Source organism: Niallia circulans NBRC 13626 (assembly GCF_001591585.1).
Classification (GTDB): domain Bacteria; phylum Bacillota; class Bacilli; order Bacillales; family Cytobacillaceae; genus Niallia; species Niallia circulans.
Window position 1 is genome coordinate 281,766 of sequence record NZ_BCVE01000004.1, and the last position, 15,725, is coordinate 297,490.

The 15,725-nt window shown below is 33.8% G+C and carries 18 protein-coding genes, 1 pseudogene and 1 riboswitch; of the genes and pseudogenes, 6 read left to right on the forward strand and 13 right to left on the reverse strand.

The window, feature by feature from the left end; all coding sequences use genetic code 11:
• Positions 1–114 precede the first annotated feature (114 nt).
• From BCI01S_RS07335 to BCI01S_RS07370, 8 genes and pseudogenes are all read right to left on the reverse strand, one after another.
• Positions 115–528 carry a YvaD family protein gene (locus BCI01S_RS07335; protein ID WP_061797694.1) on the reverse strand — a complete coding sequence of 138 codons (414 nt, stop codon included), beginning with the start codon at positions 526–528 and terminating at the stop codon, positions 115–117.
• Positions 529–672: 144 nt separating this feature from the next.
• Positions 673–1,029, reverse strand: coding sequence for a DMT family transporter (locus BCI01S_RS07340; protein ID WP_061797909.1), 357 nt, complete (start codon positions 1,027–1,029; stop codon positions 673–675).
• A gap of 1 nt (position 1,030) precedes the next feature.
• Positions 1,031–1,585 (reverse strand): TetR/AcrR family transcriptional regulator, encoded by a 555-nt coding sequence (locus tag BCI01S_RS07345; RefSeq protein ID WP_061797696.1) that lies wholly within the window; start codon positions 1,583–1,585, stop codon positions 1,031–1,033.
• Between the two features lie 180 nt (positions 1,586–1,765).
• Positions 1,766–1,939: pseudogene (locus BCI01S_RS25900) on the reverse strand (cysteine hydrolase); the annotation flags it as partial.
• A 206-nt stretch (positions 1,940–2,145) separates the two neighbouring features.
• A complete protein-coding gene (locus tag BCI01S_RS07355; protein ID WP_061797703.1) occupies positions 2,146–2,943 on the reverse strand; it encodes an aminoglycoside adenylyltransferase domain-containing protein in 798 nt (265 codons plus the stop codon).
• Positions 2,944–3,188: 245 nt separating this feature from the next.
• Complete coding sequence (locus BCI01S_RS07360) at positions 3,189–4,484, reverse strand: NCS2 family permease (RefSeq protein WP_061797709.1); 1,296 nt, start codon at positions 4,482–4,484, stop codon at positions 3,189–3,191.
• Positions 4,485–4,632: 148 nt separating this feature from the next.
• Positions 4,633–4,734: riboswitch (purine riboswitch) on the reverse strand.
• A 165-nt stretch (positions 4,735–4,899) separates the two neighbouring features.
• On the reverse strand, positions 4,900–5,232 hold the full coding sequence (locus tag BCI01S_RS07365) for a DUF3889 domain-containing protein (RefSeq protein ID WP_047942740.1): 333 nt from the start codon (positions 5,230–5,232) through the stop codon (positions 4,900–4,902).
• A 24-nt stretch (positions 5,233–5,256) separates the two neighbouring features.
• Entirely contained in the window at positions 5,257–6,261 is a 1,005-nt protein-coding gene (locus tag BCI01S_RS07370; protein WP_061797715.1) for a M14 family zinc carboxypeptidase, read from the reverse strand.
• 205 nt (positions 6,262–6,466) lie between these two features.
• Between BCI01S_RS07370 and BCI01S_RS07375 the strand changes: the two genes are divergently transcribed.
• Positions 6,467–6,712: a YhdB family protein gene (locus BCI01S_RS07375; RefSeq protein WP_061797721.1), complete on the forward strand. Its 246-nt coding sequence runs from the start codon at positions 6,467–6,469 to the stop codon at positions 6,710–6,712.
• Between the two features lie 78 nt (positions 6,713–6,790).
• Here the strand turns inward: BCI01S_RS07375 and BCI01S_RS07380 are convergent, their stop codons facing one another.
• A complete protein-coding gene (locus tag BCI01S_RS07380) occupies positions 6,791–8,329 on the reverse strand; it encodes a bifunctional GNAT family N-acetyltransferase/carbon-nitrogen hydrolase family protein (protein ID WP_061797727.1) in 1,539 nt (512 codons plus the stop codon).
• Positions 8,330–8,542: 213 nt separating this feature from the next.
• Between BCI01S_RS07380 and BCI01S_RS07385 the strand changes: the two genes are divergently transcribed.
• The gene (locus BCI01S_RS07385) at positions 8,543–8,989 is read left to right on the forward strand and encodes a disulfide oxidoreductase (protein ID WP_061797729.1); all 447 of its coding nucleotides are present in this window, start codon (positions 8,543–8,545) and stop codon (positions 8,987–8,989) included.
• On the forward strand, positions 8,986–9,459 hold the full coding sequence (locus BCI01S_RS07390) for a thioredoxin family protein (RefSeq protein WP_061797731.1): 474 nt from the start codon (positions 8,986–8,988) through the stop codon (positions 9,457–9,459). Before BCI01S_RS07385 ends, BCI01S_RS07390 begins: the two co-directional genes overlap by 4 nt.
• A 100-nt stretch (positions 9,460–9,559) precedes the next feature.
• Here the strand turns inward: BCI01S_RS07390 and BCI01S_RS07395 are convergent, their stop codons facing one another.
• Positions 9,560–9,967, reverse strand: a complete 408-nt coding sequence (locus BCI01S_RS07395) for a DUF5365 family protein (RefSeq protein WP_061797732.1) — start codon at positions 9,965–9,967, stop codon at positions 9,560–9,562.
• 173 nt (positions 9,968–10,140) lie between these two features.
• On the opposite strand from BCI01S_RS07395, the gene BCI01S_RS07400 reads away from it, so the two are divergent.
• Positions 10,141–11,064: an RluA family pseudouridine synthase gene (locus BCI01S_RS07400; protein WP_061797734.1), complete on the forward strand. Its 924-nt coding sequence runs from the start codon at positions 10,141–10,143 to the stop codon at positions 11,062–11,064.
• 64 nt (positions 11,065–11,128) lie between these two features.
• On the opposite strand, the gene BCI01S_RS07405 is transcribed toward BCI01S_RS07400, so the two are convergent.
• The 3 genes from BCI01S_RS07405 to BCI01S_RS07415 form a co-directional block, all read right to left on the reverse strand.
• Positions 11,129–11,383, reverse strand: coding sequence for a GlsB/YeaQ/YmgE family stress response membrane protein (locus BCI01S_RS07405; RefSeq protein WP_061797736.1), 255 nt, complete (start codon positions 11,381–11,383; stop codon positions 11,129–11,131).
• 257 nt (positions 11,384–11,640) lie between these two features.
• Positions 11,641–12,471 (reverse strand): aldo/keto reductase, encoded by an 831-nt coding sequence (locus BCI01S_RS07410; RefSeq protein ID WP_082810012.1) that lies wholly within the window; start codon positions 12,469–12,471, stop codon positions 11,641–11,643.
• A gap of 110 nt (positions 12,472–12,581) precedes the next feature.
• On the reverse strand, positions 12,582–13,421 hold the full coding sequence (locus tag BCI01S_RS07415; protein ID WP_061797913.1) for an SDR family oxidoreductase: 840 nt from the start codon (positions 13,419–13,421) through the stop codon (positions 12,582–12,584).
• 559 nt (positions 13,422–13,980) lie between these two features.
• Here BCI01S_RS07415 and BCI01S_RS07420 point away from each other — a divergent pair.
• Both BCI01S_RS07420 and BCI01S_RS07425 read left to right on the forward strand, forming a co-directional pair.
• Positions 13,981–14,598: a DUF47 domain-containing protein gene (locus BCI01S_RS07420; protein WP_047942753.1), complete on the forward strand. Its 618-nt coding sequence runs from the start codon at positions 13,981–13,983 to the stop codon at positions 14,596–14,598.
• Positions 14,599–14,612: 14 nt separating this feature from the next.
• The gene (locus BCI01S_RS07425) at positions 14,613–15,611 is read left to right on the forward strand and encodes an inorganic phosphate transporter (RefSeq protein ID WP_047942755.1); all 999 of its coding nucleotides are present in this window, start codon (positions 14,613–14,615) and stop codon (positions 15,609–15,611) included.
• The last annotated feature ends 114 nt before the right edge of the window (positions 15,612–15,725 follow it).

Here is a 15,725-nt window from a genome sequence, read left to right on the forward strand (position 1 = left end):
GGTGGTACTTTTTTATGGATTTCTTCACTCTCCATATATAATTTATTCTTTTGAAGAAATTTTTTTAAAATCAATGTGATTAAACAAATCTTGTTGCCGGTAATAATTACAGATCTACTTTACAGCCAACTCTTTAGAAGTTGATTTGTCACTTTTAATAAAAAAGGGAATAAAAAACAGTGGGTAAATCATTAAATACAAATTTACTGCCCACCAGCTTAAATCAAACTCTAAACTAAATCCCCAAAATGCAATAGCCTGCAAACCCGAACAAAAGGTCAGCACTAATGAAATTAAGGCATACGGCTTCCATTTTGCGCTTGTTTTCTTATATAAGTATAAGCTATAGAGACCTGTTGCTGAGATGAAAATATCTAAAGGCAAAAACGACCAGTTCCAAGCAATAATAATGGGATTATCATAATCCTTAAAGGCCCAGTCTATAGGAATAAGACTGAAATATGTAATAATCCAATAAATGATAAAGCCTATATCTGTGATGAGAAAAAAAGGCTTTAAATATTTCATTAACAAAATCCTTTCTTATTTTAATATTTCTTTACTGCTGAAATAAGAACAAATGTAGTCATAGCTACAATAAAGAATTAAAAGAGTATTCATCCCTGCAGGTAATAGAAGTAAAATAGCATAAAATTTAAATAACTAGTATGACTACTCGCTCATCTGAGATTTGTAATCAGATGCTTCACTATGATCGACAGTAAAGTTAAGAGTTACAACGCCGATAATAATAAGACAAATCGCAATTATTTTCACAAGACTTAAACTCTCATTAAAATAATATACTCCAATAATTGAAATAATTAGGATTCCTATACCTGACCAGATTGCATAAGCCACAGAGATTTCGATCGTCTTTAATGCCAAAGTTAAAAATACTAAACTGTTTAGATAGAAGAATATTAATAAAATACTTGGTAATAACTTTGTTAAGCCTTCAGATAATTTCATACTTGTTGTACCAGCAACCTCAAATATTATTGCCAAACATAAATATAGCCAAGAAATATTAATCACCATCCTTATATTTCGAAATGCCATTCAACAATATATCCATAACTGCTTCTAATTTTTCTTTAATTGTTAATGAGCTTTGCGAAGCATAAATTTGATTAATGGCACCTAGATACAATTCAATAAAGATATCTAGATTAATATCTCGAAGGTTTCCTTGTTCTATCCCTTGCTTCATCAAAGTAAGAACAATTGACCATTCTTCTCTTAGGAAAATATCTAATTTCTCCCATTGTTGAAAATGGTGCTTTTTTAAATCGGACAATAAGCGAATATCCATAATCCCGAACTCTTCAGGAGTACTACAAAGGATAAGTTTAATCTTATCTAACACATTTGTATTCTCATCCATAACAATCTCTTCTTCATTTTGCTTTATACTATGAATAAGTTTTTCGATAATCTCGTCAACAATCTGATCTTTTGAAGAAAAGTATTGATAAATTGTTCGTTTGCTTGTTCCTAAATTAGCAGCTAACTCACTCACTGTAAAACTAAATCCTTTTACTTGAATCAATCTAATTGTTTCATCAATAATTCTATTATGCAAAAACAGACCTCCTACCAATACGAATGAAACTCATTCGGTTTTATCGGTACCAGTATAATATAATATCTAAATTTGCACAATAGTTTTTGTTATAAAATGTAATAATGACAGATACTCGAACTCTATTTCCGAATTGAGAGGAGCTGCATTATAGTAGAGATAACTTACTAGATTTTCACTAAAAGAATCATGAATTGGTTGAAACAGGTCCTCCGTTAAATTTCTGACAACTGAAAAATGTTCCATATTGTAATGTCCATGAAGAGTTGTATTATGGTGCTTGATGATTTGTTCTTCCTTTATTACATCATTGCCCAAAGTAGAGTGTCCATCACCTACTAACGTTACGTCAAAAGTAGCTTGACAAACCCATATCGAGAGAAACCGTCTTCATATAATTCCATTTTATCACTCTGCTTTCCTTGTATTAATAATTGTCCAACAGAACTACACAAATTCTTTTAGCATCCCCTATTTTTACTATAAGTAAAAAGAAACCATTTTGAAGAGTCGTTAATCAAAATGGTTTCTTTTCAAGCAATCTCCCATATAAACATTCGTTAGTTTAATAGTTTTTGAACCTTATCGGCAATATAATCTCTTAATGAGACAAGTTCGTCTTTCTCAAAAGTATTAGTAACATTTCCATTTTCATAAGAATCGACGACTTTACTAATGATGATCCTTACATCCTTTGGGAATGTTTTAAGCCCCCATTTACCAGCTTCTTGCTTGGAGGAAACGACTCCTTCTTTAAGAAACCAAAATACTCTTATTAAATTTAACGAACAATAAATAGGGTCTTTTTCGTTATTTTTCAAACAATCATAATAGTCACCTAGTATGGAAGATGTATAATCTGCGCTTGGAACTAAAGGAAATACTTCCTTTATAGGTTTACCTTCTACACATATGCCTCTTTGATAAGTAATCGTTAAATGAGCTGCTAAATCGGCATCTGAATGAATATCACCATTTATATACTGATAGGTACCATTTAACAAATCTCTTTCGAAGCGTTCTCTCCAAAACTCACTATAATGAAAGTCAAATACACATGGATGCTGCCAATGCCGTAATTGACCCGTATTTAGAAAACTTATTTCAATGGGATATGGAGAATTGGAATAACCTAATAAGAACCGCGCTAATTTTCTTTTATCTTCTACTTCTAATGATTGATGCGTAATAACCAAAACATCCACATCGCTGCTTTTAGGATTAAATCCTCCCATAGCCAAAGAACCATGTATATAAAAACCAAGGTAATTGTCTTTTATAATTTCCTTCATACTTTTATTTAGATGAAAGACAAAATCCTTCACTTCAGAAGAACATGTTTTCCAAACATCCCCCATCTTTCCCCCCCCTGTTCTTACTCCGTTACCAATATGCTTATTTGTTAAAAATAGTAATTTTAGTTAATATTAATACTAACTATCGCCAATGTAAACATTCACAACTACCATATTGCTGTTCTCTGAGGAAATAAGAACATCGTACAAAAAAAAGATAGATAGAGCGAATGCCTTCCACTCTTCTATCCTTTTTCTTTCAATGCATATACTGTATGATATTTTATCATCCTTAACTACTAAAAGCTTCACACGATAAAAGCAAAGTATAAAATGAATAACAAGCAAAGTACATACATAATTGGATGAACTTCTTTATAACGCTTTTGTGCTACTAAACATATTGGATAAAAAACAAATCCTAATCCAATCCCGATTGCCACACTAGAAGTAAGAGGCATCATAATAATTGTTAAAAAGGATGGAATGACAATTTCTAACTTCGTCCAGTCTATTCTCCTAATTTCCATTGCCATTAATGCCCCTACCACAATTAATGCAGCAGCTGTAACTTCTACTGAAATCACGGCAACAAGTGGGGAAAAGAACAATGCAATTACAAAACAAGCTGCAATGACGACAGACGTAAAACCTGTTCTTCCTCCGACAGCAATACCTGCAGAAGATTCCACACTCGTAGCTGGTGTCGATGTACCTAAAATAGCTCCAATAGCACCTGCAGCAGAATCAGCAAGCAACCCTTTACCGATATTAGGAATCTTATTATCCTTCATCATTCCTGCTTGGCTAGTTAAGGCAATTAATGCACCTGCAGTATCAAAGAAGGCAACAATTAAAAAGGTAAAGATAACTGTTAGTATTTCTGGCGTAAAAATCTTATCTAAATGAGAAAACACAACACCAAATGTTGGTTTAAGGCTTGGTATATCTCCAACAAGCGAAGAGGGAACTTCTATTAATCCAAAAATCATTCCCACAATCGTAGTAATGACCATTCCATAAAAAATCCCGCCGTTAATGCCGCGTACTAACATAACAATTGTAATAATAAGACCTATAATTGCCAGCAGAGTCATAGGGGACGATAAATCACCAATCGAGACAAATGTATCTGGATTACCAATAATAATTCCACCATTTTTCAACCCAATAAACGTAATGAAAAATCCAATTCCAGCAGCGATTGCATGTTTTAAACTCGCTGGAATGATATTAATGATCTTCTCGCGGATTTTCATTAAACTTAATAACATAAAAATGATTCCTGCAACAAAAACACCAGTTAAAGCGACCTGCCATTCTATTCCCATTCCTATACATACAGAAAAAGTGAAGAACGAATTCAGGCCCATACTAGGTGCAATTGCGATTGGAAAGTTAGCAAGTAAACCTATAAGTAATGTTCCGATGATTGCAGTGAGCGCAGTTGCTGTGAATACAGCCCCGCTATCCATCCCAGATTGGCTTAAGATAATTGGATTTACAACTAATATATACGCTATAGACAGGAAAGTGGTTATTCCTGCAAGTGTTTCCTGCGCATAAGAAGTGTTCCGTTCTGCAAATTTAAAAAAATCTCTCATGTTGTCGTCTCCTATTTGCTAAATTATAGATCGATAGGGAGTGATTCTAAGATTAGTTTTACCACTAATTCATTTTATTTTCCCCTTAATAAAAAAAACTTTGACCCTTATTTGGTCAAAGCTTTTCTACAAAACGGAATAAAAATGTTATAAAATTTCCATTCCTTGTAGACAAGCTATTTATTGGTAGCTGGTAGAAACTTTCAAGCCATATTCTTGAATTTATACAAGGTTCTATCTATTCTTTAAAAAAAACAATAGGAGAATAATAACAAGATTAATTTATTATGTCAATAGTATAAATTGGAATAGGATTGTCTAGTAACAAATCAAAGTACTGAGAAGATTGAATGTAAAAAGAATTAAAGGAAAATAATTCGGTAAAAGCCATAAAAAAAGACCATTTCGGTCTTTTTTATGGCTTTGCTTCTTCTACTACTAATGAGATGAATTTATCATTTTTTGTATTATGATTCACCGTAACAATAACTGTTTTTTCCTTTCCACCCTCTTTTACGAGAAATTGAAAGGAATCTTGTTCTTCTTGCGGAGATATTTTTTTACGCCCTAAATATTTATAATCAGTTACAGACTCTTCTGGATAATCTGCCTTTACTACAGCAATTGCAACAGACCCAAATTTCTTATAATCTAACTCCTGGACAGCTAAATGATGCGATGGAAACATAAATGCCATAACTAATACTGATATACTAACAATAAGAACGGATAAAGATTTAGTCTTCATATTTACCTCCAATGTTTTTTCTTATTATGAATCTCCCAGCATTTTTTTATGTATCGCATCTATTTTTTTTGCTTCCTCAATCAGCGTTCTGGGAATGGTTTTATTTCTGGCCCATTCTTTAGAAAAGTTTGTCAAGGAAGGGTGGCGCTCATCTACCAATGGACATATTTCAATTGTATATGCGGGTAAATGATAGGTCGTAATAAACCAATCTGTAAATCCGCCCCCTACGGCATCTTTCGGAGGAATCCCAATCTTGTACCCAGTTTCCTTTGCGAGAACTTCTGCAATCATCCGATCTCTGTTCTCATTCGCCCCATTATTATATTGCCAAAAAATCTCCTGACCAGAAGAATGGTAAGCAACTGCAATGGTTGGTTTTATTTTTTCTGTTAACTTGACTATGGCTTGTACCTCTTGTGCTTCAAATGGAGCTTTCCCTTTATAATTTTTATAAAAAGGTTCTTTTTTGGAATCCTTTATATACTCCCATCCAGCAGGATATTGTCGATTTAGATCCACTCCTAGCCCATTACTTTTCCAACGCGTAAAATCATTTTGGCCGCCATTCATCTTCTTTATTTTTATTTTCGAGAAAAACGGAAATTTGTTGATTTTCCCCTGTTGAATGGTGACTCCATCTGGATTGATCATCGGTACAATCCAAATCGAATAGGAACCAAGAAAATTGTCTCCATTCTTTATTGTCCCTGCAATATCCTCTGCCATTTTCATGGTTAATAAAGAAGTAATCCATTCCCTTCCATGATGTGCACCTGACAAAAGGATACTTTTCTTTCCTGTCCCTATTTGGATCGCATAAATTTTTCGGCCAAATTCTGATTTCCCAATCGCATGGACTTGGAGCTGTTTCTTATATTTACTTTTTAAAATCCAGACATCGTCTTGAAAGTTTTCATATGTATACACTTCACTCGCATCTACAACTGATTTCGCGTAGGACTCCTTTGTATTTACACAAAGAAAGACTGAAATTGCAGTTAAAATAATAATAAGTCGCCTTTTCATAATAACCCCTTTTTTCTTTATATTGTGGATATGCAGGAGTCCTTATTCATATTGCGTTGAATTTATCTTCAATGAAGCCATAAGAATTTATACAGGTAAAAATAGAAAATCCTTTGAAATCAATATAGCCAACTTTTAGTGGGTAACATTCTTACCTTTATCCATATAATATAATCATCTCCTTCCCACAAAAGGAGGCATTAAGATGAACAAAACAGATTATGATCGAGCCCTATACTATACTCATCGATCAGAGTGGGATAATCTTCTCATATTGATGGTAAGAACCCATGATAACTTTCTCTCAAAAAAAATTGAACAATTTCTGCATGCCTACAACTTTGAACATGATTATTCTGTCATAGAAAAACATTTATATTCCTTATTACGCTACATCGATCACGCCAACGATTTAGCCGAAGAAGAATGGATTCACACAACTACCATGTAATAGATAGAATCCCACCAAAAAACCACGACTCTTCTGTCGTGGTTTTTACCTTTTCATTCATATTACATCTATGATTGATTACTTTTTATATTCAATTCGGTATACATCAAAGCGTCTATCTTTTAATTGGCGGACTGTTCCTCTTTGTCGCTGTCTTCTTAGTATTTCTAAATCTACATCCCCGATCATAACCATTTCTATATTAGGGTTTGTTTCCCCAACAATCCCATCTCGGGCAAATTCAAAATCAGATGGCGCAAAGATAGCCGATTGGGCATATTGAATATCCATATTTTCTGTTTGCGGTAAATTCCCGACAGTCCCAGCAATCACCGTGTAAACCTGGTTTTCTACAGCTCGAGCTTGTGCACAATAGCGTACACGTAAATAGCCTTGACGATCTTCTGTACAAAACGGGGTAAAAATAATTTTTGCCCCCATATCTGTTGCAATCCGGGCTAGTTCTGGAAATTCAATATCATAGCAAATTTGAATCGCAATTTTCCCACAATCTGTATCAAAAACCCTAATGGCATCTCCTCGTCTTATTCCCCACCATTTCCGCTCATTCGGCGTTATATGTAATTTATATTGTTTTTCAATCGTACCATCACGTCTAAAAAGATAAGCAATATTATAAATTTCTTCATCATCTTCTTTTACAAAATGAGAACCACCGATAATATTAATATTATATCGAATCGCTAAATTAGTAAAAAGCTCAATATACTGCTCTGTGTATTCTGTAACCTTTCTAATAGCCGTACTTGGAACATGTTCATCCAAAAATGACATTAATTGCGATGTAAGCAATTCAGGGAACACAACAAAATCCGATTCCGCATTGGAAGCTACATCTGTATAATACTCTACTTGATTGGCAAAATCCTCAAAGCTCTTTATTTGTCTCATCTTATATTGAACAACGCAAATTCGCACAGGATAGCTGCTTTTGAAAAAACGTTTGGATTTTGGCATGTATTCCACATTGTTCCATTCCATAATCGTTGCATAGCTTTTCGACTGTGCATCATCTGGTAAGTAATTAGGGTTAATCCGCATTAACGTGAAACCATTTAGTAATTGAAAGGACAGTACTGGATCATATATTTTATGATGCAAAACTTCTTGAACATATTCTCTTGCTGTCATTTGATCTTCATATTTATAATAATTTGGAATTCTGCCGCCAATGATTATACTTTGTAAATTTAACTGACGCACTAACTCTTTTCTTGCTTCATAAAGACGATGTCCTATTTTCATTCTTCGGTATTCTGGATCTACCATTACTTCAATTCCATAAAGATTATAGCCATGGGGGTTATGATTTGTGATATATCCGCCATCTGTCACTTCATCCCACGTATGGCGGGCATCATATTCGTCAAAATTTATAATTAAGCTAGAGCATGATCCAATAATTTCCCCATCATATTCTGCAACAAATTGTCCCTCTTGAAAAATCTCAATATGGCTTCTTAATTGATCCTTTGTCCAAGGATCCATGCCTGGAAAGCACTCCGCTTGAAGCTTCATGATTTTATCAATATCCTGGTATTCTGTGTTTCGGATAATGAGTTTTTTTTCAAATTTCGATAAATCCAATTTTGGCATATTATTTTACTCCCTTTATGTATGATCTTCTTAACCCATACTCTTACATTTTATTTACTATTTCTACATTTCCCCATTTTTTTTAGATATAATCTCTCTCCTTTTGGAATTCTAGTTTGTTTACATCAATTCCGTTTACCTTTATACTTTTTCTATAGTGAAAATATTCCTATCAATTTTTAGAATTCAATAAACACAATAAAGGAGAATCGTATGAAAGAAGAAACAAAGCAAAAGGACTCCCGGGAAAACATTTTATATTTAGCATGGATTGCAGCTGTCCTCAGTATGTTTGGCAGTCTCTACTTTTCTGAAATTAGAGACTTTATTCCATGTACTTTGTGTTGGTATCAGCGGATCTTAATGTACCCGTTTGTGATTATTTTAGGAATTGCGGTAATCCGAAAAGATTATAAAATCAGCTTTTATACCATGATTCTTTCTGGGATTGGCGCATGTATTTCCATTTATCACTACTCCATCCAAAAGTTAGCTAGCATCTTTGAAACATCATCAGCCTGCGGACCAGTTTCTTGCACAGGTGAATACATAAATTGGTTAGGATTTATCACGATCCCTTTTATGGCACTAATTGGATTTATTATTATCTTTACTTGCAGCATTATTATTTGGAAAAAAACAAAGGGGATGAATCAATGAAAAAAATTCTGTTTTTTCTGGTCTTTATTATTATTTTATTTGCTGGGGTAGCTTTTCTATCTCATATGAAAAAGGAAAAAGCTGTGGAAGGCAATCTCTATAAGAAAGCAGATTTGAGGCCAGCTACAGTCGAATTATTAGATAATCCGAATTACCAAAATATCATCCTTCCTGATGAACTCGAGGAAAAATTAAAAACAGAGGAAGACGTGACAGTTTATTTCTTTAGCTCTGAATGTCAATATTGCTTAAAAACTACTCCTGAATTAATGCCGCTTGCAAAAGAATTAAATGTATCTATTGATCAATATAATTTATTGGAATTTCAAGAAGGCTGGGATAAATACAATATCGAATCAACTCCAACCATTGTTCAATACAAAAATGGAAAAGAAGTAAGCAGAACTATCGGCTACAACGAACCTGCAGTCTTTAAACAATGGCTCGAAAAATATAGTGTAAAAAAATAAAGTCGCTAAAAAATTGTATCCAAAAAGGCCATCGTCTTTCAATTGACTGTGATGGCCTTTTGTCTTTCCTAAGAATAAGGAATAGGAAAATTAGAAAAAATTATAGTAAGTATGAATTGTTCGCCTCTGCATACATACTAAAATTCGCTTGATCGCAGGAATCCCCGTTGCTGCTGGATTTAAAATTATCTAAATGGAAGGGAAAGAATATATCCAATTCCTCGAGAATGTGGACATTTTTTGCAAAAAGATGTTTATATTTATGCTTATTCTCTGGATCTTCCAATATATTCACAAGGGTTTGAAGACTGGCAATTACTTGATAAGCTGTTTTTAATGTGCTTAATAACTGTGCTTTTTCCGGAGTAATAGCTAGAACCTTTAAGCGCTCGAATTGATTAATTTCCTCATCTGAAAAATAGAAAGGAAAAACCTTTGAATAAAAGGTTTGAATCAACTCATCAATTCTTTCCTCTTGGGTTTGGGTTGATGCAAAAACGACTTTCATAAAACGAAACACCCTCTTTATTTCTATATATTTACACAACCTATCTGTTACCCATAGTCTAACATATTCCTAAAAACCATTTCTGTGGTAATTAAAACCATGATATGATAACTAAGTTATATTTAAGACACTTTTATTATTCATTCTTATAAAAAATAAAGGAGATTTTATGTATGTTATTTGAAAGAAAGGGTGACTGGCTTTTCCTTAAAATCCCTTTACAATGGGAAGGATTATCAATTGAGGAGTTCTTTTCGCGAGTATTACTAGCTTCGAAAAAGCAGATTCATTTGTTTAAAATGGAGAAAAAAGTTCAATTAAATAACCAAAATGTACCATGGAATTCCCTACTTAAGCAGGAAGATATTTTAAAAATTAAGCTCTTTCAGCAGCAGCCAAATGACATTATTCCAACCTATATGGATCTCACTATTCTTTATGAAGATGATTTCCTTTTAGTCGTAAATAAACCTGATTCCATCGATACCCACCCTCATTCTTCTGAAGATACTTCTTCCTTATTAAATGGTGTGGCCTATTATTTATTATTAAGTGGAGAAGAAAGACAATTAAAGCATATCCACCGATTGGATCGGGATACTACCGGGTGTATACTTTTTGCTAAACACGATTTAGTTGCTAACATGCTTGATTATCTTTTAAGAGAAAGAAAAATTAAAAGAACGTATATCGCTCTTATTGAGGGATTTTTAGCACAGAAAAAAGGAACGATTAATAAGCCGATTGGGAAGGATCGACATCATGGCAGCCGTAGAAGAATTTCAGAGACAGGACAGCAGGCAATCACCCATTTTAAACGAATCAAGCGGCTGCCCTTCGATGATTTAACGCTTATCTCATGTACTTTAGACACTGGCAGAACACATCAGATTAGAGTCCATTTAAGCTCCATAAATCATCCTCTTGCTGGAGACAAACTTTATGGCGGAAAACCTATGTTCCATCGACAAGCACTTCATGCGGCGAAAATCCAATTCACCCATCCTATCTCTCAGGAACAAATTACAGTCTTTGCTCCACCATTAGACACCCCGCCGATTTTCCCTGATGAAGATTGGGAATCGTTATTAAGTTGAAGGATATGTTTTCAACAAAAAAAGGAAATGGCTTAAAAAAGCTCATTTCCTTTTTTCTCTTTCTTTATGTTGTTTTACGCATTCCACGCATAATCAAGCTTAGAATAAATACTAGCACGACAGCGCCGATAATGCTCGGAATAATGGCGAAATCAGCAATGGATGGACCCCAATCTCCTAAAATTAATGATCCTAACCAAGCTCCAACAAAACCGGCAATAATATTACCAATAACTCCGCCAGGAATATCCTTACCAGTAATTAATCCTGCTAACCATCCTATAATACCACCTATTATTAATGACCATAAAAATCCCATATTTAACACTCCTTTTCTTATAGTGTTGATAGTTTTCAATGAGATAGTGAAAAACATGCTGCAGCTATGATTTTCCCGTACGGTTTATTTTCACTATCTGCTTGTACTTATATTTACCACCCTTTGAGTCTTTTAAACATATCTATTACATTCATTGTTTTAAAAAGATTCATTCAAGTGCTTCCTAACAAAAAATCTGCGCCTAATTAATTAGGCGCAGACCTTTTGTTTGTTCCGTTTTATAGTCCTTAAATTTATTAAAATAATAATTCATCTGGATTACTGCCAAGTCTTTCATTCATATTTAAGCGATCGATTTGATCCATTTCCACTAAGCTTAGTTGAAAATCAAATATCTCTGCATTTTCTTTGATTCTTTCTGGATGAACAGACTTTGGAATAATAATATTTCCATGTTGCAGATGCCAGCGTAAAATAACTTGAACAGGAGTTTTTTCATGTTTTTTTGCAATATAATTAAGTGTCGGTTCATTTACTAACCGACCTTTGGCAATTGGCGACCATGCTTCCACTTTTATATCTTTCTTCTTACAATATTCTCTTACGCTCTCTTGGGAAAGTCTTGGATGTAATTCGATCTGGTTAACAGTTGGCTTCTCATTTGCATTAGCAAGTAAATGATCTAAATGATGTTCATGAAAATTACTTACACCAATTGCTCTAACTAATCCTTCTTCATATAATTTCTCAAGTGCTTTCCATGTTTCCACATATTTATCTTTTCCCGGCCAATGAATTAAATATAAATCTAGGTAGTCTAAATCTAATTTTTTCAAACTCGTTTCAAATGCTCTTAAAGTGGAATCATATCCTTGATCATCATTCCATACTTTAGTAGTAACAAATAACTCCTGTCTTTGGATAGCGCTTTCTTTTATCGCTCTGCCTACTCCTTCTTCATTCTTATAAATGGCAGCAGTATCAATAGAACGATAACCAAGATCCAAAGCAGTTTTTACTGTATGGAAAACGGTGTCTCCCTCTTCTACTTTAAAAACACCAATTCCTAATTGTGGTATTTCTACTCCATTATGCAGCTTCACTTTCTGTTCGATGCTATTGACCAAACAAAACACCTCCAAAAATCAGAATTATCCATATAATAACACTTATTGGAATACTTCTCTATAAATATGAATTAATCCTTTTAAAAAATCGCCTGCTTCCTAATATATTTTTATTTTAAAATAAATAGAACGATTTTCTCCCACCATTTCCATGGCACCATATGCTTAAAAAGAATTGTACCTTTTGTTCCTTTTCCGACTATATAACGCAGTCTTGGATGCTTTTTCTTTGCGATGGAAACTATCTTTTCAGCCACTACCCTTGGATCTCCATTTTTTTTACTGCTATTATGTAAATATGTATCGAGCTGTTTCATATAAGAAGAATAAGGAGAAGAAGGCAAGGTAGATTTTTCAGCAATTTGCTTCCCTGTTGTCCAAATATTTGTTTGAAAAGAACCAGGCTCTACCAGAACGACTGGAATAGAAAAAGGAGCTAACTCTAATCTTAGGGCCTCACTCCATCCTTCTAATGCAAATTTAGAGGAAACATATGGAGATAGGCCTGGAAATCCAATTTCGCCACTTATGCTGCTTATATTAATAATCATTCCTCTCCGCTGCATCCTCATAAGCGGAAGAATACATTGCGTTACACGAATGGCTCCAAAAAAATTTGTATCCATCTGTCGTTGATATTCACCGATCGATATCTCCTCTGAAAAACCCGCTCCCGCATAGCCAGCGTTATTTATCAGTAAGTCAACTTGGCCTATTTTCTGTACATATAAACTTAAGTTTTCTACAGATTGGTCTGAAGTAATATCTAAAGAAACTATGTCTATATTAGAAATTATCCCCATTCTTGTTGCTTCCTCTACTAATTGCCCACTTTTATTCGTATCTCTCATCGATGCTATAACTGTATAGTTCGCTTTTGCAAATTCTAGTGTCATCCATTTCCCAAATCCACTATTCGCTCCAGTAATTAGTACTACTTTTTTTTCCACTTTTTCCCCTTTTCCTGCCACATATTATTCATATTCCCTTCTTAACATGACATTATATTGATTGTTGTTCGTGTTAACACTTCTCGTTGTAATTCTTCTATTCTTAAAGCCTTTTGATTGCATAGAGTGGATTGGGCATAATCTCCCCCACCTAATAAGAAATCTGCTTTCTTCTCGATAATCATAAGTCCATTGTAATATATAGAACTAGTTTATGGGATCCTGTTCTCTTCCCATAAGCCAACTTTCTCCAATAAAAATTTCATCCATTAACAGTGGCTCTCCCTTCTTTTTTGGACATTCTACTCTTACTTTATTATCATAAATAGAATTGGACACAATATAGGATGGAGATATGGAAAAACACTCCATTCTCTGGAGAAAAATATTAAATCCGTGCAAATATTGTAAAAAAGTAATGTAGTTTTCTTAAAACTTTGTAAAGCAAATATTAAGTTTTTGTAAATTTCGTTTCAAAATACTATGCTATTCGACAACTTTCCTATAAAATATGTAAGGCTTAGTCATAATTTGTTATATATTAATGGAGGTAACCATAATGGTTTTTAAAAAACAAGATAAGTTTGCTGTTATGTTAAAAAATATTGCTTCAAATTTAAAAGAAGGAGCAGACTTTTTTGCTGACTATAAACTAACAAATGTTAGCGATTTAAAAACTTTTTCTGAAACAATGAAGGAAATTGAAACAAAAGGTGATACATATGTTCATGAAGTTATCACAGAATTAAATAAAGCCTTTATTACGCCGATTGAAAGAGAAGACATTCTAGCTCTTACAATGAGTATGGATGATGTTTTAGACGGTCTTGAGAGTACTTCTGCACTTTTCGAAATGTACAATATCATTAGTGCAGATGAATATATGCTTCGTTTTGTGGAAGAAATCAAAAACTGTGCAGTAGAAATTGATAAAGCAGTAGATCTGCTTACAACTAAAAAATTACCTAAAATTAGAGAGTATGCAATTAGAATTAAAGATCACGAATCAAAATGTGATGGCATTTTACGTCAATCGATTAAAAACCTTTTCTCTGTAGAAAAAGATCCGATTCGTATTATCCAATATAAAGAAGTGTATGAAAATCTTGAGGATATCGCTGATTACTGTCAAAGTGTTGCCAACACACTTGAAAGTATCATTATGAAGAACGCATAAGGAGTCTTTTTCCAATGAATACATTATTAATACTTACAATTTTAATCGTTGTCTTTGCCCTAGCATTTGATTTTATTAATGGCTTTCATGACACAGCCAATTCCATTGCTACTGCAGTATCAACAAAAGCACTAAAACCGAAGCATGCCATTATTATGGCAGCATGTATGAACTTTATTGGTGCGATGACCTTTACTGGTGTGGCAAAGACAATTACAAAAGGAATCGTAGATCCTTTTCAATTAACAAATGGTTCTCTCGTTATCCTTGCAGCATTGATTTCTGCTATCATCTGGAATTTAGTCACTTGGTATTTTGGAATTCCAAGTAGTTCTTCCCATGCAATTATTGGATCAATCGCTGGAGCAGCAATTGCTTCTTCTGGTTTCTCCTCTCTTAATTACACTGGGTTTATTAAAATCATTGAGGCATTGATTCTTTCGCCTATCATCGCTTTTATTGTTGGATTTACCATTTACTCCATTTTTAAATTCTTTTTTAGGGATTTAAATTTAACAAAAACAAATAGACGTTTCCGCTATTTCCAAATATTCACTGCAGCATTGCAGTCTTATACGCATGGTACAAATGATGCTCAAAAAGCCATGGGGATTATTACGATGGCTTTATTAGCTAATAATTATGTTTCAACAAGCGAGGTGCCATTTTGGGTACAATTTGCCTGTGCTACTGCAATGGGACTAGGGACTTCTGTAGGTGGTTGGAGAATTATCAAAACCGTTGGTGGAAATATTATGAAAATTCGACCAGTAAATGGGGTAGCTGCTGATTTATCAGGAGCTATGATCATTTTCGGATCCACCTTAATTCACCTTCCAGTTAGTACAACCCATGTTATCTCTTCTTCTATTCTCGGTGTTGGTTCTGCACATCGTTTAAAAGGAGTTAAATGGGGAACAGCACAACGAATGATTATTACCTGGGTTATTACATTGCCAATTTCAGCAAGTATCGCTGCAATTTGTTACTATATCCTGCATTTCTTTTTTTAAGTAGAAGGATTATCATATACGGCTTTATAAATAAGGCCATAAGAAAAACATCTTCACCCAATTGGGTAAAGATGTTTTTCTTATTTTAAAGGGTAGCCAATCTTTTTTTAACGC